Genomic DNA, 19,529 nt, shown 5'->3' with positions numbered 1-19,529 from the left:
CTCTGGTGACGATCCCCTGCCGGCGTGCACGTCGATGTTAGCGGATGACCTGAACCAGAGCCGAGCCGGCGGGGCTCATGAGCTCCTTGGCGTCGATGGTGCCGTCGTTGTCCGGATCGGCAGCCTTGAACAGGCCGAGCGCGAGGGCGACGTATTCCTTCTGGTCGAGGGTGCCGTCGCCATCCGGATCGGCCTTCTTGAGGTCGGCGGCGGTCAAGCGGCCTTCGAGTTCCTTGACGTCGAGAGTGCCGTCCTTGTCCTTCTCGAGCTTGGCGAAGGCAGCGGCGGCAGCCGTCTCGACTTCCTTGGCGTCGATGGTGCCGTCCTTGTCGGGATCGAAGGCGGCGATGTCGATCTTGGTCATGGACGGGGCGGCGGCGAGCGGGGCGGCCGCGCCGACGGTGACGATCGCGGCGAGAAGAGCTGCGCTGGTGAGCTTGAAGGCCATGGATTGATCACTCCGGGAGAAAAAGGCCGCCGTGGCGGCCCACGTGAGAAGATCGGTTCGAGGCAACGTCCGGCGCAGCCGATGCTGCAGGGCGCGACCCCGACCTAACGGAAATTGCGTAACTTGCCCGGGATGATTTGGCAATACCGTTGAGGGATTTCTGGACGTTACGGCGGGTGATCGCATCCCTCTGCCCCCGAGAACGAAAACGGCGCGGCTCGTGAGAGCCGCGCCGCCTAACGATCCAATCCGTTTCAGTACTTGCGGATGATCGGCTCTTCCATCGGGACCGGATCGTCGCCGAACCGGTAGCGGAGGCCGGCATAGACCGAGAGCGGCTGGGCCAGCGTCGTCGTGCGCGGGTCGTTGATCGGGTAACGGTTCGCGACGGTGCCACCCTCGATATAGGTGCCGAAGGTCGCATACCGGTTGTTGGTCAGGTTGGTGATGAGGCCGAACACCTGCAGGTTCTTGGTGACCTGATACGACGTGTTCAGGCCGAGAACGTAGTAGGCGGGCAGCTTGCGGTTCAGGTTCGACTCGTCGCCGCGGTAGACCGAGGACGAGAAGGCCTGGACGTTCATGCCGACGCGCCAGCCCGGCAGCACCATGTAGTCGAAGCCGGCCTTGATCTGATGGGCCGGGACCAACGGCACCTTGTCGCCGGGCCGCACGAAGATCGCGCCATCGTTGTCGGCCGAGGGGTTGTTCGGCGACGACAGCGTTCCGTTGAACTGGAAGGTCGCGTCGATCAGAGCGTAGTTGGCGTAGAGCGAGAGGTCGCCCTTCGTGTACTCGCCGCCGACTTCGATGCCCTCACGGCGGGTCGACGGAACGTTGACGTAGTAGCCGCGTGCCGCGTTGCCCGGAGTGGCGAGCTGCAGGATGTCGTTGGAGAGATCGTTGCGGAAGGCGCCGATCTTATAGCTGAACAATCCGCCGTCGTAGAAGTTCGGGATCGAGCCGCGGATACCGACTTCGTAGTTCTGCGCGGTGACCTGCTTGAGCGGCGGGTCGGCCACGAGCGAGTTCGGCAGGAGGCAGGGACGGTCGGGGTTCGAGCAGGCGAGCTCGAGCGGCGTGGGCGTGCGGTTGGATTCCGAATAGCCGCCGTAGAGCGACAGACCCGGGTTCACGCGATAGGTCAGGCCCGCGAGCGGGTTGATCTTCGAGTAGTAGTGCGTGCCGTTCACGTCCGGCGAGAAGCCGGTCTGGTCGGTCGCCGAGATCCGCGAGAAGTTCAGGCGGGCGCCGGCCGTGAGGGACAGGCGATCGGTGAGATCGATCGTGTCGGTGACGTACAGACCCATCGACAGCGACGATCCGATCACGGAGCTCGGTGCGATGCCGAGCGCAGCCGCCGTGCGGAGGAACTCCGTGCCGAGACCCGGAATGTTGCCGTAGGTCGGGTTGGCCGGGTTCGTGGTCACCGAGAGGTCGGGGTTGATCACGCCGAGCGTGCTGGATGACTTGAACGAGTAGTCGGCCACGTCGATGCTGCCGCCGACGACGAAGCTATTGCCGAAGCCGAAGACCCGGTCGCGGTTGGCCGCCTGCAACGAGCCGCCGTAGCCGGTCGCCTCGGTCTTGGTCACGTCGATGGTGCCGTAGGGGACACCGGCCGTGAACGGAATGCCGTTCGCCGGGGTGCCGCGGCCGAGCATCAGGAACTGGTTCCGGAACTGGGCCTGCGTCTGGCCGGGTGCCGGTGAGAAGCCGTCATCCTCGAAGCAGAGGCGGCCACGGAAGTTCGAGCGCGTGCTGCAGTTCTCGAAGTTGCCGTCGTTGCCGTCGACATACTGGTTGCTGAAGCGCCGGAAATAGGCGTTGCCGGACAGGTCCCAGGTCGGTGAGATGTCGACGCGGCCGGTGACCTGGAGCGTCCCCATCTGGGTCGTCGTGGTCTGCGGGTACGTGAAGATGGCGCGCGGATCGAGGTGCGTGAAGTCGACCGGAGTCGCTGCGGCCGCGCCGAAATAGGTCCGGGCGAAGTTACCGATGATGTGGAATTCCGAATCCTGGGTGCGATAGCCGAGGTCGGAGTAGATGCGGCCGATCGTGCTCGGGCTTTGGTAGCGCCAGCCACGATCGTTCAGGCCGTCGCCGTTGAAGTAGAAGCTCCAGTCACCGATCTGCTTGCCGTATTGCAGGCTGCCGCCGATGCGGGCGTCCGAACCGCCGAGCGCCGTGATCTCGGTGCCCTGCCAGTTGAAGCCGTTCTTCATCTGGATGTTCACCGCACCGCCGAGCGCGTTGAGGCCGAAGATCGGGTTGCCGGTGACGACATCGATGCGCTGGATCGCCGAGGGCGGGATCAGGTCGAACTGAACGGTGTCGCCGAAGGCTTCGTTGATGCGCACGCCGTTCTGATAGACGGCGAGGCCCTGCGCGACGCCCTGCACCGGCGACGCGGTGAAGCCGCGGTACGTGACGTCGACGCGGTTGTTGTTGCCCTGCGAGTCCGAGAGGCTCAGGCCGGGCGTGACGCGGGCGAGCGTCGCCACGGCGTTGAACGTGCCGGTATCCTGCTCGATCTGCGATGCGGTGACCGTCTCGACGGTGCTCGGGATCTTGTAGAGCGGCTGGGCGCCACCGCGCAGGCGCGGCTCGGCCGGCACTCCGAGCGGACCGGGGGCAACGCCACCGCGCCCACCATAGCCGGTCCCGGTAACGCCAACCGGCGTCGTTGCGACGACGCTGATTTCATCGAGCGTTGCTTGTTCCTGAGCGTAGCCTGCTCCCGGCAATAGCGCGACCGAAGCAATTAGGCTGCCTCGCAGCACACGCATCGTCATTTCCCCAGCCCCTTTTTATATGGCGCCCCCGTATTCGGGGTGTGCCGGGACTTTTCACGGGGTTTTGAAGCTCAGCAATTGTCGGTGCGGCACATTCAGGCTGCTAACGTGGCCCATACTGGCGATGGTGGTCGCGCGTGGCGCTTGCGCAACATATTTTCGAAGCAATTTCAGTAGGTTAGGGATAATTAGGCAGAATATTTGGGATGATTCGGCAATCGCGGGCTACGCCCGCGGCGGTGGTTTTTACGCATGCATGGATCGCCGCCACGGCCATGACCGGCAGCGGCCTCGCCCGCTGCCGAATCGTAGGGGATGGGTCTCACGGGCCCGAGCGGGATCTCAGAGCTTCGCCTGAAGCTTCCTGGCAATCTCGCCGAGACGCTGCTCGAGCAAGGTCGGCACCTCGCAGACATAGGTGACCGAGTGGTTGCGCTCTTCGAAGATGCGGCGATCCCAGTTGAAAGCGTTTTCGAGGTCCTTGCCCTCCTTGGTCGCCGTCTTCGCAGCATCCTCGACCGGCCCCTCGCGCGAGTCGCCGATCTTGTCGGCTTCGTCGCGGATGCGCTGAGCCAGTCGCTGCTGACCTTGCGCGTAGCGGACGATGCCGGCGACCACGGTGTTGCGCTCGCCGTTGAGCACCTCGAACACGCCGGCGAAGACGCGGGTCAGGCGCTTGTCCTTCTCGTCCTTGTCTTTGATATCCTTGGTGAAGTCGTCGATCAGACCGTCGACGTCGTTCAGCTCCGTGCGCCGCGAGGCGAGCTTGCGGGCGAATTGCGCCGCCTCGCGATCGTTCCCCCACTCGCCGGCTGCCGCCAGATCAGGGCCGGTCCAAAACGAGCCGTAGCCGAGGGTCGACACCTTGCGCTGGGCGCAAGGCCAGTCGGGATCGGGCTTCGGCTGCGCGAGGGCCGGCGCGGCGACGGCCATCAGGACCAGGCTGGCGGCGAGGATCGAACGGATCATGCGGGGTTCCCCCATCGAGGGTCAGCTCGCCGCGCCTGCCGGTCCACCGCGCCGGGCCATGATGCCGCGGCCGGGATCGTAGGCAATGACGGCCAGGGTGAAGAAGACGAGACCGGTCCCGATCACGACGGCGCAGGCGAGCGGTTCGAACTTCGCGTAGAGGGCGAAGCGCACCAGCTCGACCGCGTGCGAGAACGGGTTGGCCTCGCAGATCCAGTAGAGCGTCTCGCTCGATTCCCGGATCCGCCAGAGCGGATATAGGGCGGAAGAGGCAAAGAACATCGGGAAGATCACGAAGTTCATGACGCTCGCGAAATTCTCGAGCTGGCGCACGAGCGAGGACAGGAACAGGCCGATGGCGCCGAGCATCATGCCGGCAGCGATGAAGGCCGGCAGCGCGGTGAGATAGCCGAGCGGCGGGATGTCGGTCTCCCAGAACCAGGCGACCGCGAGGAATGCATAGGCCTGGACGATCGAGACCGAGACACCGGCGACGAGCTTGGCGAGCAGCAGCGTCCAGCGCGGATAGGGCGAGGTCAGCAGCACCTTCATCGAGCCGACCTCGCGGTCGTAGACCATCGAGAGAGACGATTGCATGCCGTTGAAGAGCTGGATCATCACGGCGAGCCCCGGCACCACGTAGACCTCGTAGAGCACGTAGGTCTCGTAGGGTGGCGTGATCGAGACGCCGAGCGTGTTGCGAAAGCCCGCCGCGAAGATGAAGAGCCAGACCAGCGGGCGCACCAGCGCGGAGAAGAAGCGCTCTTTCTGGTTGAAGAAGCGCAGCAATTCACGGCGGACGATGCCCCCGAGCGCCCTCAGATAACCGACGAAATCGAGCCGGCCGAGATGCGGCACGGGCTTGGCGGCTTCGCTCGACGGGGCCCTCACTGGCGCGGCGGCTTCGAGAGAATTGCTCATGCGGCGACCTTCGTCGGTGCGCTCTTGGCGGGCTCGGCGACGAGCCGGCGGAAGGTGGCCTCGAGGCTTTCGCCGGCCTCTCCGATGCCGCTGGCGAGGCCGCGCGCCACGATCTGGCCCTTGTGAAGCACTGCGACGTCGTCCTCGCCGGCAATCTCCTCGAAGATATGCGTGGCCCAGAGCACGGAGAGCCCCTCCTCCCGCACCAGAGCGCGGACGATGGAGACGATGTCGGCACGCGATTCGAGATCGAGGCCAACCGTCGGCTCGTCGAGCAGCAGCAGGCGCGGCTCGTGGATCAGCGAGCGGGCGATCTCGATTCGGCGAGACTGCCCGCCTGACAGCGTACGGATCTTGTCGTTGCGCCGGTCGGCGAGACCGACGCGGTTCAAGAGCACGTCGATGCGATCGGCCGCCGCGCGCCGGGCAATGCCGTGCAGGCTGGCGTGGTAGAACAGGTTCTGCGCCACGGTGAGGTCAGTATCGAGCGTGCGCGCCTGGAACACCACGCCGAGGCGGGCGAGCGCGCGGGACGGCTCGCGGTCGAGGGGGTGGCCGAAGATCGAAACCCGTCCGTGCTGGTTGTTGTAGAGCCGCGTGACCACGGAGAAGAGCGTGGTCTTGCCGGCACCGTTAGGCCCGAGCAACGCGGTGAAGCTGCCGCGCTCGACCGTGAGCGAAACATTCGACAGGGCCGCGCGCTGCCCGAAATTGTGGCTGACGTCGACGATGTCGAGGGCGGCGCCCTCGCGCGGCTCTATGTTCATTTCAATGCCCGCTTGGCGTCGCCGACGGCGTCCATGCACTCGTCGAATTCGCCCTCCTTCTGCTCGCGCTGGGCATTCTTCAGCGCCTTCTTGAGCTTGGCGAGAGCGGGCTCGGCCGGCGCCTTGGCGATCTCGGCCTGGATCATGGTGATGCCGGCCGAGCAATCGGCCTTGTCGTCGGCGAGAGCGGGGATGGCGAGGAGGAGCGCCGCACCAAGGAGCGCGCCCGCCATAACTCTTTCTGCTCCGTCGGAGGATTGAGCGTCGCGGAACTTCAGCATTCGCATCACTTCACCGAAATCGTACCGGTCATGCCTTTGGCCTCCAGGCCCTGCGAATACCACTTGTACTCGCCCGGCTTGATGGCGACGAACTCGATGGCGATCTCGCCCGGATCGTCGAACTCCAGGTGATCCGGCGGGCCGCCGCCGTGGATCTCCTTGTGCTCGATGACGATCTGGTTGAACCAGATGTTCCGGAAGAACTCGGGCGCGTAGAACTTGTACTCCTGGTGGCCCTTGGCGACGATGCGCAGGCGATAGGCCTTGCCAGCTTCCAACTCGATGTCCTTGTTCTCGACCACGAAGTCGTTGCCGTCCTCGTTGCCGAGCACGAGGTCGGGCAGGTTCTGACGCTTCTTGGTCAGATCGAGCGCATGTGCAGGCGCCGCGAGCATCAGAGCCGAGCCGACGAGAGCGGCGAGCTTCCACACCTTCATTCGTATCCTCCTGCCGCCGTTCTCCGGCGATCCGATCGTATGATCCCAGTGCTCCACCCTAGCCCCTCGTCTTGAGGTTCCGCAGCGAAGCAAAGCCCTCTTTCGAGGCCCGCTGACGCGGGCAACTCGGCGTGAGGCTGCTGGCGGGATTGCCGCGTCTTACTTCTTCGAAATCGCCACGCCCCAGGGCAACAGGCCCGTCTGGATGCTCTTGAGCACCTTCAGATTTTCGACGTCGATCACCGAGACGTCGTTCGAGCTGCCGTTGGTCGTGTAGAGCTGCTTCTCGTCGGGCGTGAAGGCGAGCTGCCAGACTCGCTGGCCCACCGGCAGGTACTTCTCGACCTCGTAGGTCTTGGTGTTCACCACCGCGACTCGGTTGGCCGGCCCGAGGGCCACGAAGGCCTTGGAGCCGTCCTTGGTGATCCGCACGCCGACGGGCTGGATCTGCTCGTCGTTCACGCTCGGGATCTTGAAGGAAACCTTCTTCACGACCTTGCGGGTCGCCACGTCGATCACCGAGACGGTGCCTCCGACCTCGGCCGAGACCCAGAGCGTATTGCCGTCACCCGAGAACTCGGCGAAGCGCGGGCGGGCGTCGACCAGCACGTTGTCAATTACCTCGAAGGTCTTGGTGTCGATGAAGTGGGCCATGTTTGTGGTCTCGGAGGTGTTCACGAGAACCTTGCCGTCCGGCGACAGGCCCATGCCCTCCGGCTCGACGCCGACCGGGACCTCGGCCAGGACCTTGTTCTTCTCGATGTCGATGATGGTGACCTGGCTGTCATCCTCGTTGGCGACGTAGAGCGGGTTGCCCGAGGCCGCGAGGATGAACTGTTCCGGGTCGGGGCCGGAGCGCAGGGAGCGGGTGACCTTGCCGGTGGCGGTGTCGAGCACGTCGATGCGGTCGTCGTCGCTGGCGCAGACGAAGAGCTCCTTGTCGTCCTTCGACAGTGTGACGCCGCGCGGCCGGCGGCCGACCTTCCAGGTGGCGGTGACGGCCATGGTGGTCGTGTCGATGACGCTGACGGAGTTGCCCTTCTCGTTGGTCACGTAGGCAGTGAAGGCCTGTGCGGCCTCCGACAGCCCGAGCCAGGCTCCGGCCAGCACCGCAACGCTCACGCTCGCCTTGAGGCGACGGCTCATCAACATCCTCCCTGTCGCGCGCGCTGTTCCGCGCATTCGCCCCGGCGATCTAGCGCAATTTCCCGACGGGGACATTGGCCATTCGGCGGGATCGTCCGAATCCATAGCGTTTCATTGCCGCATCGAGCGGAGCGTTACTTGAACTTGCAGGTCGTCTCCGGCTGATCCGTACCGAGCGTGTCGAGCGGCGTGCGCTGGTGGATGAAGCCCTGCTCGGGTGCAACGGACACCATGGCCTTCGGCTGCACGACGATGATCGGCTGGCGCAGCTGGTGGTCCCAGGGGCGATAGCTCAGTGAGACGCCCTTGTAGGCCGGGAGGCTGAAGGCCGGATCGGTGAGATACGGGATCAGCGTGGCGGCATCGGTGCTCTTCTTCTGCGTCGCTCCCTCGCCGACGCTGCGCACGCCGGCCCAGGCCTGGTAGTCGAGGGGACGCATGAGACGGCCCGAGAGCCGGCGGAAGCGGTTCTGGGCCTGGGCCGCGCCCCAGGTCTCCAACGTCGGATGCCAGGTCGTCGCTACCAGTCCGGCGGTTCCGGCGATGGGCCGCGGATCGACGGTGCGGTACGGGACGTACTCGCCCCAATCCTGCTCCTCGTCGGCGACGATCGCCATGTCGTAGTCGATGCCGCGGGTGAAGATCATCGCCTCGGCGCGGGTCGGGGTGTCGCCGCGCGCCTTCATCAGCGGGCCGAAGGTCCAGGGTTTTTCCGCCGTGATCTTGAGGCCGAACTTCCTGGCGGAGTTCTTCATGGCCTCGGCATAGGCCTTGTCGCGATCGCTCGGGCCGACGATCAGGAAGATCTTTCGCCAGCGCATCAGTGTCATGTACTGCGCGATCGCGTCGGTCTGCATCGCGCGGCTGGGGATGGTGTGGAAGACGTTGGCGCGGCAATCGGCCCCGCGCAGGGAATCGTCGGGCGCACCGGCATTGAACACCGCCGCCCCATCGCCCTTCAGCGCATCGGCGACGGCGAGGACTTCGGCCGCGGGCAGCGCGACGACGAAATACTTCACACCCTTGCCGGCGAGCGCCTTGGCGGCGTCGACGGCGCTCTTGCCCTCGTCCAGCGCGACCTCGTCGAGGGCGTAGGTCTGCTTGGTGAAGCGGCCCGTGGTGTTGTTGTCCTTCACCGCCATGCGCGCGCCGGCGACGCCGAGATCTTCGGGATCGGCCTCCGCGTCGTAGGACGAGGGTGCGGGAACCGGGCGGTAGAGGAAGGCGATGCGGGTCTCGCTGCCCGCCATGGTTGCGGGCTGCTGGGCATTCGGCGAGCCGGGCGCCGGCTCGCCGGTCTCCGCCTTCGGCTCCTGAGCCATGACAGCCGCGCCGCCCATGACGGTGGCGAGAGCGGGCAGAACGGCGAGGAGGCGGAGGGTGGAAAAACGCATGCCAGGGGACGCTAACAACATCTCGGCGTGACCCTCAACGGTTGATGTATAAGGATTTTCTAAGCTCGCAACGCGGCGCAGGCGCGGTTGCGCTGCGGCAAATCAGGCCACCCGAAACGCGAGCCCTCCGCGCTGGCCGTTGCCAAAAGCTCCCCGCGCCCGACCTAAGGCCGGACGAGGGCGATCCGTCTCTTAGTCGCTCGCCTGGAGGCATCCGTCATGAACCAGCGCCCGATGCTTACGCTTGGCCGTCTCGCGCTGGCCATCGTCGTGCTGACGCCGCTGCTCACGCCTGCCGCCATGGCCGAGACGGGACGAAAGGCCGCGATCTTCACCGCCGAACTCGACGACCCCATGCTGCCCTATGGCCGCAAGCCGCCGCCGGCCTTCCTGAAGCGGCTCGACCTGATCACCGAGGAGCTGCGCAAGACGTTGGCCGACAAGGGCGGTCTCGTGAGCGTCGATCTCGGCCCGCAGGCGGAGGAGATCGAGAAACAGGCGCCGCTCTACAAGTGCAACGGCTGCGTGCCGGACATCGCCAAGGCGCTGGGGGCGGACTACGCCATCACCACGGTCGCCGAGAAAGGCGGCCCACAGCTCTTCAACCTCTCCGTGACGATCGCTGAGGTTGCCTCCGGAAAGGTCGTGCGGAAGGGCATCGTCGTGATAAACGCCAATTCCGACGACGACTGGGCGCATGCCGCGCGCTCCGTGGTCAAGAACCGCCTGCTGGCGGAGCCGCTGCCGAACCCCTCCTGACCCGGAGGAAGACGGCTCGCGATCCCCGAGTCCCGATGCGTCCCGTGTCCGAGCCATCCGACAACAATCCCCGCCTCCTCGTCAGCGTGCGCGATGCCGACGAAGCCGCGCTCGCCTGCGCGGCCGGCGCCGGTCTCGTCGATGCGAAAGACCCTGCCAACGGCGCCCTCGGCGCGCTGCCCGTGGAGACCGTGCGGGAGATCGTGAAGTGCGTCGGTGCCTCGGTGACCACGAGCGCCGTGGCGGGAGAGCCGGACGATGCGGCCGCGCTCGCATCCTGCGTCGCCGCCATGGCCGGCACCGGCGTCGACTACGTGAAGGTCGCGGTGCGGGCGGATCACCCCGATCTCGCCCTCGCGGAGGCGGCCGAGGCCGCCCCCGGGCGGCTGATCGGGGTGCTTTTCGCCGGCGACGTCTTCGGACTGAACATCGTCTCGCGACTCGCCGCCGCCGGGTTCCGCGGCGCGATGATCGACACACGGGCGAAGGATGGACAACGCCTCGGCGACCTGCTGCTGCCCGACGATCTCGCCGCCTTCGTCGCGGCCTGCCGCGCGCATGGGTTGCTCTCGGGTCTCGCGGGTTCGCTGAGTGTCGACGACATCCCGGCCCTCGCCGCCCACGCGCCGGGCTATCTCGGATTCCGCGGCGGCCTCTGTCGCGACGGCGACCGCCGCAACGCACTCGATCCACTGAAGGTCAGCGCCGCGGTGGCGGCCCTGCGCGCCCTCCACCGGCGCGACGCCGCGTGACGATCGCGGACGGCCCTCTGAGCGTGGTCAAGGTCGGCGGCAGTCTCGTGTCGGACCCTGACCGGCTGCGTGCCGTGCTGGCATCGCTCGCTGACGGAGCCGAAGGCCGTGCGGTCATCGTGCCAGGGGGCGGACCGTTTGCCGATGCCGTACGCGCTTCGCAGGCATCGCTCGGCTATTCGGATGCTCTCGCCCACCGGCTCGCCCTCGACGCGATGGGCCAGACGGCCGAGGTCTTTTCGGAGTTGGAGCCGCGGCTCGCGATCGTCCGCAGCATCGAGGCGGCGAGAGCCCATGACGGCGTCGGTCTCTGGGATCCCGTGGGTCTGCGCGACGGACATCCCGACATCCCCGAGACCTGGGACGTCACCTCCGACAGCCTCGCCCTGTGGCTTGCCGGGGCGCTCGGCGCAGCGCGATGCGTGCTGGTGAAATCGGCCGCCTGCTCTGCCAACGTGTCGCCGGACGATCTCGTGCGGCTGGGACTGGTCGATCGCGGATTCCCAGATTTCCGCCGATACTTTCCTGGTGAGATCGTTCTGAGAGGCCCGAACGCGCCATTCCATCCAGACACTCTTCCTGAGGCGACTGAGCGAAGTGGATGCCTCGAAACAGAGTTCGAGGGATCGCAACGGTCGCTGCGGCTCTCTTACGAGGCGCGGCAATGCCTCTCGTCTCGGGATGAGGATGAGACTCGGATGAGCGGCTCTCTCGCCAGGGGGCACGCCGCATGAGCGACCGCCCCGAGCACCTCGTCTTCATTACCGGCAAACTCGCCCACGCCCGGCTCGAAAAGATCGCGAACACGCTCCCGGCGGAGCGCTTCACCTGGTCGATCGCCGATGCCGGCGTGAAGGTCGCCGCTCTGATGACCGAGGAGATCATCAAGCGCCGTGTCGCCATGCCCGAGGGAGCCACGCGCATCATCCTGCCGGGCCGTTGCCGGGCCAACCGCGAGGCGCTGGCCGAGCACTTCAAGCTGCCCGTCGAGTTGGGCCCGGACGAGATCGTGGACCTGCCGGCCTATCTCGGTCTCGCCGGCCGCAAGGTCGATCTTTCGAAACACGACCTGCGCATCTTCTCCGAGATCGTCGATGCCTCGAAGATGAGCGTCGACCAGATCGTCGCGAAGGGTCTCGACCTCGCGCGGCGCGGCTCGGACGTGATCGACCTCGGCGGCCTGCCCGACACACCCTTCCCGCATCTCGAAGACGCAGTGCGCGAGATGAAGCGCGCGAGCCTGACCGTCAGCGTCGATTCCTTCTCTCTCGACGAGCTGACCCGGGGCGCCAAGGCCGGCGCGGATTACCTGCTCAGCCTCAACGAGGAGACCCTCGACCTCGCCTTCGAGATCGGCGCCGTCCCGGTGCTGGTGCCGATGCGGCCCGACGACATGCCCTCCCTCGACCGGGCCATCGAGCGGATGGAGAAGGCCGGGTTGCCCTACATGGCCGACCCGATCCTCGAACCGATTCATTTCGGCTTCGTCGAGTCGATCGCGCGCTACAACGACGTCCGCAAGCGCTGGCCAGACATCGAGATGATGATGGGCACCGGCAACCTCACCGAGCTGACCGAGGCCGACAGCCTCGGCGTCACCGCGCTGCTCGCTGGCATGTGCTCGGAGCTCTCGATCCGCAACGTGCTGATCGTGCAGGTCTCGAACCATACCCGCCGCACGGTGGAGGAGCATGATGCGGCCCGGCGCGTGATGTACGCCGCGAAGGCAGACTCCGCCCTGCCCAAGGGCTATGGCCGGGAGCTATTGGCACTTCACGACAAGCGCCCCTTCGTGCAGACCCCGGACGAAATCGCCGCACTGGCGGCCGAGGTTCGCGATCCCAATTACCGCATCCAGATCGCGGAGGACGGCATCCACGTCTACAACCGCGCGATCCACAAGGTCGGCACCAACGCGATGGCTTTCTTCTCCGATCTCGACGTGGCGGGCGATGGCGCGCATGCCTTCTACCTCGGCGGCGAGTTGACCAAGGCCGAGACCGCATTCCGGCTCGGCAAGCGCTATGTGCAGGACGAGCCGCTGGACTGGGGCTGCGCGGCCGACCGCGATAAGGAAGACACCACCGCGTTCAAGAAGGCCGGTCACACCAAGCAGGGCGGCGCCGACGCACCGCCAACCGGAACGCGCGACGCGGCTCCCGCCTCCGAGCAGTCCAAGGGCCGCATCGTATGCGGCAAACTCGTTCCCGACGAGGGCTGAGAGACGGTGCCGTTCATTCTCGAGACGATCGTTACCACACTGTCGCCGGAGGGCGAGCTGCACCTCGTGCCGTTCGGGCTGATCCGCGAGGGCGAAGACTACGTGCTGGCGCCGTTCCGGCCCTCCCCGACCATCCTCAACCTCGAAGCCTCACCGTTCTTCGCAGCCTCCGCGCCGACCGACGTACGCGTCATCGCGGGCGTCGTCACCGGACGCCGCGAATGGCCGGTGGTCGATTGCGAAACGATTCATGGCAAGCGGCTGGCCGCCTGCTTCGGCCATGCCGAGTTCGAGGTGATCGACAAGGACGACGATGCTCAGCGGCCGCGCTATCGCGGCCGGATGGTGCATTCGGCCAGCCACAAGCCGTTCCTCGGCTACAACCGGGCGCAGGCGGCGGTGCTGGAGGCGGCGATCCTCTCAACACGTCTCAAGATGCTGGAGCCGGAGAAGATCCTGACCGAGATGGCCTACCACGCCATCGCGATCTCCAAGACCGCCGGTCCCGCCGAGCGCGAGGCCTGGGACTGGATCGAGGACAAGGTCGCTGCGGCCCTCGGGCGCAGCGAACGCGTTCTCCCACGAGCTGAACCCGCCGCGTGAGGCGGCAGATGGAGCAGATCACCGATGATGCGTAAGACCAGACGGACCCTAACGGCTGCGGTCGCTCTCGCCACGGCGAGCGTTGTCGCAGCCACCGCCCAGGCGCATGGCCCGACCCGGCGGAAGATCAGTGAGTCCATCGAGATCAATGCGCCGGCCGACAAGGTCTGGGCGGTCGTCGGCAACTTCAAGGACTCGAACTGGGTCGACAACGTAGCCAAGACCGAGGCGCATGGCGACGATCCGGGCAAGTCGAAGCGCACGCTCACCCTCAAGAACGGTCACACGATCGAAGAGGAAGGCACCAACTACAAGCCGGACCGGATGCTGTTCGGCTATTTCATCGACAAGATCGACGTCGCCGATCTTCCGGTGAACGACTTTTCGTCGAACGTCACCGTCGAGGCCGAGGGCGACGGTAGGGCGAAGGTCGAGTGGAAGGCGGCGTTCTATCGCGGCTACATGAACAACGATCCGCCGCCGGAACTGAACGACGAGAATTCCGAGAAGGCGGTGAAGGCCTGGGTTCAGAAGAGCCTCGCCAATCTCAAGGCCCAGTTGGAGAAAGGCGCCTCCTGACGGGGTGACGCCTGCGCTTGAGACGACGATAACGAGCGCAGCCGCCGTGGCGGCGCATAAGGGAGAGAGACAATCACGATGAGATACTACACGACAGCCGCCGTAGCGGTGCTGGCCGCAGTGTCCTTCGCCGCACAGGCGCATGGCCCGAGCCGTCAGAAAGTGTCGGAAGAGGTCGAGATCAATGCGCCGGCCGACAAGGTCTGGGCCGTGGTCGGCAACTTCCAGGATGGCAGCTGGATTCCAGTGGTCGAAAAGACCGAGGGCAAGGGCGGCAACGAGGTCAAGGCGACCCGCACCCTGCACCTCAAGGGCGGCGCCACCGTCGACGAGGAGCTCGCCAAGTACGATGCCGGCAAGAAGACTTTCATGTACCGGATCAACAAGGTCGACGTGAAGGTTCTGCCGGTGAACGATTATTCCTCGACGATCGAGGTCGAGGATGCCGGCGGCAAGACCAAGGTGACCTGGAAGGGCGCCTTCTACCGCGGCTATATGAACAACGATCCGCCGCCCGAGCTGAACGACGAGGCCTCCAAGAAGGCCGTGTCCGGCCTCTATCGCGCCAGCCTCGACAACCTGAAGGCCAAGGTCGAGAAGGGATCGTGAGACCCCGCCTCTGCGGGATGACGTCTCGGAAGGGTCGGCCCAAAGCCGGCCCTTTCTTTCTCGCCGCCCTGCTGCTCGTCTCCGCCGGCCCGTCGCTGGCGCAGGAGGCCTACGTCACCGCGCAGCTCGCGAACGAGGTCGCCGTGGTAGATCTCGGCGCCGGCAAGGTGATCGCTCATATTCCTGTCGACGGTGCGCCGGCCGGCATCGCGCTCTCGCCTGACCGCAGGACGGCCTATGTCACGCGGCCCGAGGGGCAGTCGGTGGCGGTGCTCGACCTCGACAAGCCCGCGGTCACGGCCAGCATCGCGGTGCATGGCGGACCGCTCGGCATCGCTGTCAACCCGAAGACCGGCGTGGTCTATGTCGCCGACTGGTATGCGACCCGCGTCGTCGTGCTGACACCCTCCCCCGAAGGTTTGAAGCAGACCGCCGAGATTGCCGTCGGCAAGTCGCCCTCCGGCCTCGCCGTCACGCCGGATGGCAGCACCCTCCTGGTGGCGAACCGCGAGGCGGATTCGGTCTCCGTGGTGGACCTCGCTACGGCCAAGGAAACCCATGTCGTCGCGGTGGGGCGGCACCCGTTCGGCCTCACGCTGTCGGCCGACGGCAGCCGGGCCTACACGGCCAACGTGACCTCGAACGACGTGTCGGTGATCGACGTCCCCGGTCACCGCGAGATCGGCCGCGTGCCGACCGGCGACAGGCCCTACGTTGTGGCTCTGGCCGGTGCACGCGGCTTCGTCACCGACCAGTATTCGAACAGCGTCACTGCCTTCGGCCTCGACGATCTCAAGCCGGCCGGCAGCATCGATGTCGAGGATCATCCCGAGGGCATCGCCGCCTCGCGGGACGGCAAGAGGCTCTACGTCGCCAACTGGGGCGACAACACGCTCAGCGTGATCGATGCCGCAACCTTGAAGGTCACCGGCAAGATCGCGGTGCCGGACGGGCCGCGGGCGTTCGGGGATTTTCTGCGGTAGCAGGCCGGCCTGCCGTGACGGGCGGGTGTCTCAATCGTTATCCGCAGGCGAGTTCAGGATGTCTTCCAGCTCGTCCACCAGTTGGTCGATCTGATCTTCGCTGGCCAGCACCTTGACGGTGTCGCCGTCGGCCGTGGCGAAGGCGAGCTCGATGGAATCGCCGCTCCGCGCGGCCAGGATGCGGACGAGTTTCTTGGCAGCGCTCATGCGCGGGGCCTCGTGGGTGGGCGGATGACGGTCGAGAATGACTCGCCGCAGGGCGACATCCGCAAAGCACGAGCGGAACCGTATTGTCGAGCCGGCGCTTTCTGGTGCTGGGCCGCCGAGTACCGCCATCTTGCCTCCTTACAGATCGACCCTCGCCCTCGTCCTGCTGCTCGCGGCTTCCGGGGCGCTGGCGCAAACCGAAGAGCCTGCGCCCGCGCCCGCGCAAGAGGAGCCGGTCCCAGGACCGCCGCCACCTTTGCCAGATCTCTCCGATCCGAATGCGCGCAACGCCGAGAGTCTGTCTGAGCCGGGACCGAACTCGACTATTCCCAAGGCGCTCCGCGGTTCCGGATCGAAGTCAGGCGGCCCTGCGAACGATCTCAATGCTCGCAGCTCGAACGAAACGCCTCAGTCGCGCAGCAACCTCGCCAACGTGCTCACGGGCAAGGAACTGTTCCACGGCAATTACTGCGGTGCCGGCCAGCGCGGCGAGGGCTTGCCGCCGACGGATCAGCTCGATGCCGCCTGCATGCGCCACGACGCCTGTTACGACGCGGCCGGCTACGCGTCCTGCGCCTGCGACCAGATGCTCGGCCGCGAGGCGAGTGCCGTGGCCGACCAGCCGAGTGTGACTGCGGATGTCCGGGGCAAGGCGCTCAGCGTCGTCGAAGCCGCCGGGGTGCTTTCCTGCAAGTCGCCGTGAGCGGAGCCGGGCCTGCGTCTAAGCGGTGCGCGTGCTAAAGGGCTCGAACTCGCGATCGGTGAACGGCTCGGCGACGGCGCCCGAGCTGCACAGCCACTCGACCGCAGCAAGAAGGCCGCCTTCCACCGCGTGAACCTCCTCGGAGTCGCGCGGCAGCACGAGAATGCGATCCGGATCGCTCGGACGAAACACCAACTCGTCGCCCTGGGTGGTATCGCCGACGATCACACATTCCGCCGCGCTGGGCTTCCGGAGCAACGGATTGTCTCCCCAGAACCAGTACTGCGCGATCCGCTCGCGCCACGTCGCCACATCGTTTGGCCCATGTAGGATGCGATGCGGCGGATAGATGCGGACGAGGTCGCCTCCGAGGATCCCTTCGCCGAGCGTCGTCACATAGGCGCGATAGCCCTCCGGAAACCGCGTGCCGAGGGCTGCTTCGGCGGCGGCAACCTCCTCGTCCGAAGACAGGAAGAGGGAACCGCCGATCACGCTCACGTCTCGCAGGTTCATCCAGGCACCTCAGGCGATCAGCGCCACCGCCACGGCCGGTCCGCAAGTCGAAACCCAATCGGCATCGCGATCCGTCAGACCATCGGCGATGACGTCGGTGAAGGCGAGACAGCGGCGGCCGAGGCGGTGGGCGAGACGCTCGGCGACAAAGGCGCCTGCGCCGCAGACGACGAGCGGCGCGTCCTCCGGGAGGTCCACCCGCGACAGGAGCGTGGCCGCGGCGTCGTGGAGCGGACGGAGCTGCGCCTCCGCGAACCAGGCTGCGAGCGCCCGCCATTGCGCTGACGAGCCCTCTCCGTGGTCGCGGCCGATGATCCGGGCGAGACGCGTCTCCGATTCCGCGATGGATTTTCCTTTGAGGTCCGCGCTGTGCTGCTGGTCGGCGCCTTCGGGAAGATCGCCCAGCAAGCGGTGGATGTCGGCGGTGGTGGCGAAGGCTTCGGCCATCAGCGCAGTACGCCGGCCACGCCAGGGCGCATGCGTGGCGAGCGCCGGCAGCGCGGTTCGCACGACGCCGGAATAGACGAGTTCGCCCGTCTCCAGCCGCTCGGCGTCGCTGTAGCCGGAGGCCGCGGGCCGGCTGTCGACGATCGGGATCAGGTCGGAGGTCGTCGAGCCGATGTCGACGAGGAGTGCGCTGCCGACATGCCGCCCGACGAGGGCGGCGGTGGCGTGCCAGTTCGCGGAAGCGATGTCGGCGGCAAGCCCTTCGGCGGCGTCCGGCGCGACGAAGCCGGAGCGGCCGGCATAGATCCGCACGGTGCCTTTCAGCTTGGCGGCGGCCCAGGCGGCGAGCTGCGCTACGCCGTCCGCGCGGTCTCGGAAGCAATCGGTCAACTCGCCCGTCATGGTGACGGCATGGCTGGCCTCGTCGCGTGCCCACTCCGGCAGCGTCGAAAGGGTCTCGTCGAGTGCAGGGATACCGCGCCAGAGCTTGCATGGCGCCTGTACCGCGTCTCTGACGCGGCCGTTCTCGACGAGCGCCGCCTTGACATGCACCCCGCCGAGATCCCACCCCACCGTCGGGGCTGAAGGGTCGTGCCGGGGCTGGCTCACGGGCGGCTCGCTGAGGCGGTGGACGGATGACCTTCCGGGTAATCCCGGTGATCGACCTGCGAGGCGGCCTCGTCGTGAGAGCGCGTGCGGGCGACCGCGACGCCTATGCCCCGATCCGCACCCCTTTGGCCAGCGGATCGGCTCCGGCCGACGTCGCCCGCGGTTTGCTCGCCACTTGTCCGGCAGAGATCCTCTACGTCGCCGATCTCGATGCCATCGTGGATGGCCGCGCGCCCGATCTCGCGAGTCTGCGGGCGATCCGCGCGGCCTGTCCCTCCGTTGATCTCTGGCTCGATGCGGGGTTCTCGACGATGGCGGCCGTCGGCGCTTTTCTGGCCGAAGGTCTCGGAAGGCCGGTGCTCGGCAGCGAGAGCCAGGCCGATTCAAGGCTCGTCCGCGCGCTCGGAGACCGCGCGGTCCTATCGCTCGACAGTCGGGCCGGAGCCACGCTCGGCCCGGGCGAACTGCACGAGGACCCGTCGTGCTGGCCGCAGGACGTCATCGTGATGACGCTGTCGCGTATCGGAGTGAGCGACGGACCCGATGTCACGGCACTGAGTCGCGTGGCGCTCTCGGCACCGACCCGCAGAATCTACGCGGCCGGGGGCGTGCGAGGCCCGGACGACCTACGGGCGCTACGAGAAATCGGCGTGGCCGGCGCCCTCGTCGCCTCGGCGATCCACGACGGCAAGCTTCGCCGCTAAGTCTTTGCGTGCAAAAAGAAAGGGACGGCTTTCGCCGTCCCGATCTGCATCAGCGTCCAAGGAAGATGGAGGCCAGTCGCTGGAGCAGGCCCCGCGGTGCGGGCGGAGGCTCGCTCTGCCCAGGACTGTCCCCGATCTAAGCGTTGGCTGCGAAGGGGTGCTGCGCGGAGTTACGCTGCTCGGTCACGGTCGCGGCCTTCGGCTCGCCGTTCACAGCGCGCTGGATCGACAGCTTGGTGGCCTCGTAGTTGTACTTCTGGATCTTGGCGTCGTCGGCCGCTTCCCAGTGGATGAACACGCCGACCAGGATGAACAGGTCGTCGGCTTCAGCAGCCGGGATGATGCCTTCGGCAACCGCGTCCTGGACGGCCTTGGCAACACCGTGCTGGGCAGGGCCGAACATCTGGACGGCCTGACGGGCGTCGTTGATGGTGACCTTGTTGAACATCAGGGTGTTGGGCTTGCACGGCAGGTTCGGCGCGATGACCGCGAGCAGGCTGGTGAAGCCGTGCTTGTTGTTCACGAGGCCGTTGCAGAAAGCCGTCTCGGCCGGCGAACCGCGAGGTCCGATGATGAGGTCGATGTGAGCGACTTCGTTGCCGTCGCCGACGAGTGCTTCGCCGACCTGAACTTTGTTGATCGTTGCCATTCGGGGATTCTCCCTGGATTTCCTCGGAGAAAG

At 66.5% G+C, this 19,529-nt stretch carries 22 protein-coding genes and 1 pseudogene; 10 read left to right on the top strand and 13 right to left on the bottom strand.

Going from position 1 to position 19,529, the window contains the following annotated elements:
* Positions 1 to 37: 37 nt before the first annotated feature.
* The 9 genes from lanM to GGR33_RS10445 form a co-directional block, all read right to left on the bottom strand.
* Complete coding sequence (gene lanM / locus GGR33_RS10485; protein ID WP_183504693.1) at positions 38 to 448, bottom strand: lanmodulin LanM; 411 nt, start codon at positions 446 to 448, stop codon at positions 38 to 40.
* 254 nt (positions 449 to 702) lie between these two features.
* A complete protein-coding gene (locus GGR33_RS10480) occupies positions 703 to 3,243 on the bottom strand; it encodes a TonB-dependent receptor (protein WP_425488766.1) in 2,541 nt (846 codons plus the stop codon).
* 342 nt (positions 3,244 to 3,585) lie between these two features.
* Positions 3,586 to 4,212, bottom strand: coding sequence for a hypothetical protein (locus GGR33_RS10475; RefSeq protein ID WP_183504689.1), 627 nt, complete (start codon positions 4,210 to 4,212; stop codon positions 3,586 to 3,588).
* A 21-nt stretch (positions 4,213 to 4,233) separates the two neighbouring features.
* The gene (locus tag GGR33_RS10470; RefSeq protein ID WP_183504687.1) at positions 4,234 to 5,133 is read right to left on the bottom strand and encodes an ABC transporter permease; all 900 of its coding nucleotides are present in this window, start codon (positions 5,131 to 5,133) and stop codon (positions 4,234 to 4,236) included.
* Positions 5,130 to 5,900, bottom strand: coding sequence for an ABC transporter ATP-binding protein (locus tag GGR33_RS10465; RefSeq protein ID WP_183504685.1), 771 nt, complete (start codon positions 5,898 to 5,900; stop codon positions 5,130 to 5,132). Before GGR33_RS10465 ends, GGR33_RS10470 begins: the two co-directional genes overlap by 4 nt.
* Positions 5,897 to 6,133 carry a hypothetical protein gene (locus tag GGR33_RS10460; RefSeq protein WP_183504683.1) on the bottom strand — a complete coding sequence of 79 codons (237 nt, stop codon included), beginning with the start codon at positions 6,131 to 6,133 and terminating at the stop codon, positions 5,897 to 5,899. Before GGR33_RS10460 ends, GGR33_RS10465 begins: the two co-directional genes overlap by 4 nt.
* Before the next feature lie 53 nt (positions 6,134 to 6,186).
* Complete coding sequence (locus GGR33_RS10455) at positions 6,187 to 6,618, bottom strand: cupredoxin domain-containing protein (protein ID WP_183504681.1); 432 nt, start codon at positions 6,616 to 6,618, stop codon at positions 6,187 to 6,189.
* Between the two features lie 159 nt (positions 6,619 to 6,777).
* Entirely contained in the window at positions 6,778 to 7,764 is a 987-nt protein-coding gene (locus GGR33_RS10450) for a YVTN family beta-propeller repeat protein (RefSeq protein ID WP_183504679.1), read from the bottom strand.
* 134 nt (positions 7,765 to 7,898) lie between these two features.
* A complete protein-coding gene (locus GGR33_RS10445; protein WP_183504677.1) occupies positions 7,899 to 9,158 on the bottom strand; it encodes an ABC transporter substrate-binding protein in 1,260 nt (419 codons plus the stop codon).
* A 300-nt stretch (positions 9,159 to 9,458) separates the two neighbouring features.
* Between GGR33_RS10445 and GGR33_RS10440 the strand changes: the two genes are divergently transcribed.
* From GGR33_RS10440 to GGR33_RS10410, 8 genes and pseudogenes are all read left to right on the top strand, one after another.
* Positions 9,459 to 9,917: a DUF3280 domain-containing protein gene (locus tag GGR33_RS10440; RefSeq protein WP_425488771.1), complete on the top strand. Its 459-nt coding sequence runs from the start codon at positions 9,459 to 9,461 to the stop codon at positions 9,915 to 9,917.
* A gap of 35 nt (positions 9,918 to 9,952) precedes the next feature.
* Entirely contained in the window at positions 9,953 to 10,669 is a 717-nt protein-coding gene (locus GGR33_RS25900; protein ID WP_246412946.1) for a (5-formylfuran-3-yl)methyl phosphate synthase, read from the top strand.
* 2 nt (positions 10,670 to 10,671) lie between these two features.
* A pseudogene (locus GGR33_RS25895) lies at positions 10,672 to 11,220 on the top strand (amino acid kinase family protein); the annotation flags it as partial.
* Positions 11,221 to 11,399: 179 nt separating this feature from the next.
* Positions 11,400 to 12,890, top strand: coding sequence for a DUF6513 domain-containing protein (locus tag GGR33_RS10430; RefSeq protein WP_246412945.1), 1,491 nt, complete (start codon positions 11,400 to 11,402; stop codon positions 12,888 to 12,890).
* A gap of 6 nt (positions 12,891 to 12,896) precedes the next feature.
* Entirely contained in the window at positions 12,897 to 13,493 is a 597-nt protein-coding gene (locus tag GGR33_RS10425) for a DUF447 domain-containing protein (protein WP_183504675.1), read from the top strand.
* Between the two features lie 24 nt (positions 13,494 to 13,517).
* A complete protein-coding gene (locus tag GGR33_RS10420) occupies positions 13,518 to 14,072 on the top strand; it encodes an SRPBCC family protein (protein ID WP_425488765.1) in 555 nt (184 codons plus the stop codon).
* Positions 14,073 to 14,150: 78 nt separating this feature from the next.
* Positions 14,151 to 14,681 (top strand): SRPBCC family protein, encoded by a 531-nt coding sequence (locus GGR33_RS10415; RefSeq protein WP_183504673.1) that lies wholly within the window; start codon positions 14,151 to 14,153, stop codon positions 14,679 to 14,681.
* Between the two features lie 17 nt (positions 14,682 to 14,698).
* Positions 14,699 to 15,664, top strand: coding sequence for a beta-propeller fold lactonase family protein (locus GGR33_RS10410; RefSeq protein ID WP_183505093.1), 966 nt, complete (start codon positions 14,699 to 14,701; stop codon positions 15,662 to 15,664).
* A gap of 30 nt (positions 15,665 to 15,694) precedes the next feature.
* Here GGR33_RS10410 and GGR33_RS10405 read toward each other — a convergent pair whose 3' ends face one another.
* The gene (locus GGR33_RS10405; RefSeq protein ID WP_183505136.1) at positions 15,695 to 16,000 is read right to left on the bottom strand and encodes a hypothetical protein; all 306 of its coding nucleotides are present in this window, start codon (positions 15,998 to 16,000) and stop codon (positions 15,695 to 15,697) included.
* Here GGR33_RS10405 and GGR33_RS10400 point away from each other — a divergent pair.
* Positions 15,999 to 16,574 carry a phospholipase A2 family protein gene (locus GGR33_RS10400; protein ID WP_183505091.1) on the top strand — a complete coding sequence of 192 codons (576 nt, stop codon included), beginning with the start codon at positions 15,999 to 16,001 and terminating at the stop codon, positions 16,572 to 16,574. The two genes, GGR33_RS10405 and GGR33_RS10400, sit on opposite strands and share 2 nt — an antisense overlap.
* Before the next feature lie 18 nt (positions 16,575 to 16,592).
* Here the strand turns inward: GGR33_RS10400 and GGR33_RS10395 are convergent, their stop codons facing one another.
* Both GGR33_RS10395 and GGR33_RS10390 read right to left on the bottom strand, forming a co-directional pair.
* Positions 16,593 to 17,072: an SMI1/KNR4 family protein gene (locus GGR33_RS10395; protein WP_183504671.1), complete on the bottom strand. Its 480-nt coding sequence runs from the start codon at positions 17,070 to 17,072 to the stop codon at positions 16,593 to 16,595.
* Between the two features lie 24 nt (positions 17,073 to 17,096).
* Positions 17,097 to 18,143: a hydantoinase/oxoprolinase family protein gene (locus GGR33_RS10390; RefSeq protein WP_183504669.1), complete on the bottom strand. Its 1,047-nt coding sequence runs from the start codon at positions 18,141 to 18,143 to the stop codon at positions 17,097 to 17,099.
* 26 nt (positions 18,144 to 18,169) lie between these two features.
* On the opposite strand from GGR33_RS10390, the gene GGR33_RS10385 reads away from it, so the two are divergent.
* Positions 18,170 to 18,847: a HisA/HisF-related TIM barrel protein gene (locus GGR33_RS10385; protein ID WP_183504667.1), complete on the top strand. Its 678-nt coding sequence runs from the start codon at positions 18,170 to 18,172 to the stop codon at positions 18,845 to 18,847.
* 136 nt (positions 18,848 to 18,983) lie between these two features.
* On the opposite strand, the gene fae is transcribed toward GGR33_RS10385, so the two are convergent.
* A complete protein-coding gene (gene fae, locus GGR33_RS10380) occupies positions 18,984 to 19,496 on the bottom strand; it encodes a 5,6,7,8-tetrahydromethanopterin hydro-lyase (RefSeq protein WP_183504665.1) in 513 nt (170 codons plus the stop codon).
* Positions 19,497 to 19,529: the final 33 nt, after the last annotated feature.

Source organism: Methylobacterium brachythecii, assembly GCF_014196345.1.
In the GTDB taxonomy this organism is placed as follows: domain Bacteria; phylum Pseudomonadota; class Alphaproteobacteria; order Rhizobiales; family Beijerinckiaceae; genus Methylobacterium; species Methylobacterium brachythecii.
This window is presented reverse-complemented; position numbering and strand designations above follow the sequence as displayed.

What these genes read in the sequence shown, in the direction of transcription:
- GGR33_RS10455 (WP_183504681.1), bottom strand. Translation starts at nt 6,618, where the DNA reads ATGAAGGTGTGGAAGCTCGCCGCTCTCGTCGGCTCGGCTCTGATGCTC.
- GGR33_RS10420 (WP_425488765.1), top strand. Translation starts at nt 13,518, where the DNA reads ATGATGCGTAAGACCAGACGGACCCTAACGGCTGCGGTCGCTCTCGCC.
- GGR33_RS10460 (WP_183504683.1), bottom strand. Translation starts at nt 6,133, where the DNA reads ATGGCGGGCGCGCTCCTTGGTGCGGCGCTCCTCCTCGCCATCCCCGCT.
- GGR33_RS10450 (WP_183504679.1), bottom strand. Translation starts at nt 7,764, where the DNA reads ATGAGCCGTCGCCTCAAGGCGAGCGTGAGCGTTGCGGTGCTGGCCGGA.
- GGR33_RS10440 (WP_425488771.1), top strand. Translation starts at nt 9,459, where the DNA reads ATGGCCGAGACGGGACGAAAGGCCGCGATCTTCACCGCCGAACTCGAC.
- GGR33_RS10385 (WP_183504667.1), top strand. Translation starts at nt 18,170, where the DNA reads ATGACCTTCCGGGTAATCCCGGTGATCGACCTGCGAGGCGGCCTCGTC.
- GGR33_RS10475 (WP_183504689.1), bottom strand. Translation starts at nt 4,212, where the DNA reads ATGATCCGTTCGATCCTCGCCGCCAGCCTGGTCCTGATGGCCGTCGCC.
- GGR33_RS10470 (WP_183504687.1), bottom strand. Translation starts at nt 5,133, where the DNA reads ATGAGCAATTCTCTCGAAGCCGCCGCGCCAGTGAGGGCCCCGTCGAGC.
- GGR33_RS10445 (WP_183504677.1), bottom strand. Translation starts at nt 9,158, where the DNA reads ATGCGTTTTTCCACCCTCCGCCTCCTCGCCGTTCTGCCCGCTCTCGCC.
- GGR33_RS10410 (WP_183505093.1), top strand. Translation starts at nt 14,699, where the DNA reads ATGACGTCTCGGAAGGGTCGGCCCAAAGCCGGCCCTTTCTTTCTCGCC.
- GGR33_RS10465 (WP_183504685.1), bottom strand. Translation starts at nt 5,900, where the DNA reads ATGAACATAGAGCCGCGCGAGGGCGCCGCCCTCGACATCGTCGACGTC.
- GGR33_RS25900 (WP_246412946.1), top strand. Translation starts at nt 9,953, where the DNA reads ATGCGTCCCGTGTCCGAGCCATCCGACAACAATCCCCGCCTCCTCGTC.
- GGR33_RS10430 (WP_246412945.1), top strand. Translation starts at nt 11,400, where the DNA reads ATGAGCGACCGCCCCGAGCACCTCGTCTTCATTACCGGCAAACTCGCC.
- fae (WP_183504665.1), bottom strand. Translation starts at nt 19,496, where the DNA reads ATGGCAACGATCAACAAAGTTCAGGTCGGCGAAGCACTCGTCGGCGAC.
- GGR33_RS10405 (WP_183505136.1), bottom strand. Translation starts at nt 16,000, where the DNA reads ATGGCGGTACTCGGCGGCCCAGCACCAGAAAGCGCCGGCTCGACAATA.
- GGR33_RS10415 (WP_183504673.1), top strand. Translation starts at nt 14,151, where the DNA reads ATGAGATACTACACGACAGCCGCCGTAGCGGTGCTGGCCGCAGTGTCC.
- lanM (WP_183504693.1), bottom strand. Translation starts at nt 448, where the DNA reads ATGGCCTTCAAGCTCACCAGCGCAGCTCTTCTCGCCGCGATCGTCACC.
- GGR33_RS10480 (WP_425488766.1), bottom strand. Translation starts at nt 3,243, where the DNA reads ATGACGATGCGTGTGCTGCGAGGCAGCCTAATTGCTTCGGTCGCGCTA.